Below are 2,369 nucleotides of genomic sequence, written 5' to 3' on the forward strand. Positions count from 1 at the left end.
CCTCCTCCTTGTTTTTGTTGGTTTTTGTTTGTTTGTTATGCCCGCCCCTCCCCCCCCCCCCCCCCCCCCCCCCCCCCCCCCCATCCCCCCCCCCCCCCCCCCCCCCCCCCAGGCCCCAGGGGTGAAACCTTGTGACTGCGAGCTTCAGTGGTTGGTCGATGAGCAGTAGTGGTCGACTGGTCTGTCGGTCTTGGGGGTCCGGCCCCGACAGTGGCGCTGCCTCACCGCCTGGTTTGCTTGGCTGCGCATATGGTCTGCGGGCCTTGCCTGATGAGGGGCCGTCAAGTTCTCGGTACCCGATTCCCACCTTGGCGGCTTTCCTACAGCTCATGTCGGCGGGCAGGCGGAGCGGTGTACCGTCCCGCCGACTCATGGGGGCGGGCCCATCAGCGGTTCAGACGAGGTCTCGCTGCTCAGGATCAATGTCATCGGCACAGGCTCTCGGTGGCGCCCCCCATCTTCGTTTTGGGTCGGCTGCAGGAGCACGCCGAAGCCGTTGCAGAGACCAGCCTCCCGCTGGCGGCCAAGATTCGACGTCGATCGCTTCGACGTCATGCATGTTGCCGCCCACCTGCTACCCCTGAGACTGCTGCCGGCACAGGAAGCGACGCGATTGTGGTTCAGTGCGGTGCCAATGGAGCGCGTCGCCTACACCGTGGGCTATTACGGCGTAATAGCCCACGCGCGGCTGCTGCTGAGAGCAAGACTGACTGGTTTGTATCTACCGGCGGTTGAAGGCCAGTCCGTCAGTGGCTGGTGTCTATGCCCGCCTCCATGGCCGCGTCCAGGATCTGAGTGTCATGGAGGAACTCCGGCGCTAATAGGACTCCGTTAGGTCCGTCTCGATCTTGGCCTTGAGCGCGACCCGCTGGGCAGGGGTTGGTGGCAGGTGGTGCAGACGCCGGTCCAGCACCTCAGGACGCCCTGGAGGGCGTCGAGGACTTGGTAGAGGGTGAGACCGGTCCGGGCACTTTTGGGGCCAGGCGCTGTTCAGTGAGGAAGGCGTGGGCGGCGGTCACGAGGGTGACGTGGTGGTGCCAGCCGGGCCAGGAACGGCCCTCGAAGTGGTCCAGGCCCAGGCCGTGCTTGAGTTCGCGGTAGTCGTGCTCGATGCGCCAGCGGACCTTGGCCAGACGGACCAGGTCGGCGATCGGGGTGTCGGCCGGCAGGTTGGACAGCCAGTAATCGGTCGGCGCCTCGGCATCGGCGGGCCACTCGATCAGTAGCCAGCAGTCGGGCAGGACACCGTCCCACCAGCCTTGTTCGGCCGAGGCCGCGGCTTTGATGGGACGCTCGACTGCTTTGCCGGCCGGGCGCACGCGCATGGCGGCGAAGCGGGAGCGTAACTCGCCTCTCGAGCCGTGCCGCCAGGTGAGTGGGGTGAATGCCTCCGGCTCGAGGCTGGCGGCCAGGGCTGCCACCGACGGTGCGGTCTGCCGGTAGCGGGGCTGGGGCCAGCAGCCGATGGCTCCCTTGCGGGCCGGAGCGACGGGCTTCGTCTCGAAGGGGTGGGCGCTCACGTCCGACCGGACGGCCAGGACGTAGGCAAGTCCGCGCTCGGACAGCGCGGTCCGCAGGTGAGCGTTGGTGCCGTAGGCGGCGTCGGCCACCACGACCGGAGGCTTCATGCCCCAGGCTGCGAGCGTGTCGAGCATGTCCAGGGCGAGGCGCCACTTCTCGCGGTGCGTGACGTCCGCCGGGATGCGGGCGAGGGCTCGGCGAGCGGTGTCCGACGCCCAGTCCTTGGGCAGGAACAGGCGCCATTGCAGCGGGCAGGACGCGGTATCGGTCGCGGCGTGGACGCTGACCGCGACCTGGCAGTTCGCCCTCTTTCCCAAGGCTCCGCAGTACTGCGGAGCCACGCCGGCCGACAGCCGCCCGTCCTTGGGCACCGACACGTCGTCGATCACCCAGGCCACCGGATCGATCAGCGGCAGCATCCGCTCACAGAGCCGCCGCTGCACCGGCACCGGATCCCAGGTGGACTGGTTCACGAACTGCTGCAGGTTCTGTTCGTTGCCGTCTGGTAATCGCGAGGCCATGGCCTGAATGGACTTGCGGCGGCCGTCCAGCATCAGTCCGCGCAGGTAGCAGTCGCCCTTGGCCCGCTGGTCCTTGCGCGGCACCGAGGCGAACACATCCGCCACGTACAACGCCAACTTCGCCCGGACACGGTTCACTTCATGTGCGTCCACCCAACCCAACATGCTCCCGAACAGGCCCGACGGGAAGACCTAACGGAGTCCTACTAAGAACTCCTAACGAAATGATCTTCGAGGTGGTTGGATCACTCCGGGACCGATGATCCGGGGGTGCGAGGTGGCGCGGCCGAAGCCGTGGGAAGTCGACGACGAGCTGTGGGCGGTGAT

1 protein-coding gene is annotated in these 2,369 nt (G+C 67.2%); it reads right to left on the bottom strand.

The features are described from left to right. Window positions 1-914: 914 nt before the first annotated feature. Window positions 915-2,195: an IS701 family transposase gene (locus ACZ43N_RS41130; protein ID WP_468104752.1), complete on the bottom strand. Its 1,281-nt coding sequence runs from the start codon at window positions 2,193-2,195 to the stop codon at window positions 915-917. Window positions 2,196-2,369 lie beyond the last annotated feature (174 nt).

The sequence above is a fragment of the Streptomyces sp. NPDC030814 genome (genome assembly GCF_055572155.1).